1 tRNA gene is annotated in these 235 nt (G+C 44.7%); it reads left to right on the forward strand.

From position 1 onward, the window contains the following. The first annotated feature begins 159 nt into the window (after window positions 1–159). Window positions 160–233: transfer RNA gene (locus ACLMCG_RS23130), tRNA-Thr, on the forward strand. The last annotated feature ends 2 nt before the right edge of the window (window positions 234–235 follow it).

Below are 235 nucleotides of genomic sequence, written 5' to 3' on the forward strand. Positions count from 1 at the left end.
AAGTAGCTCAGTTGGTAGAGCGTCAGCCTTCCAAGCTGAATGTCGCGGGTTCGACCCCCGTCTTCCGCTCAAAAAAATACCTCAATAAGAGTATTTTTTTTTTAACACTGAAATGTGTAGAGTAGATTCTCTCAATCACTTTCAGTCTTTTATTAAAATGCCTCCATAGCTCAGTTGGCCAGAGCACGTGATTTGTAATCTCGGGGTCGTGGGTTCGAATCCCTCTGGAGGCTCA

The organism is Chryseobacterium sp. S90 (genome assembly GCF_047444895.1).
GTDB lineage: Bacteria > Bacteroidota > Bacteroidia > Flavobacteriales > Weeksellaceae > Chryseobacterium.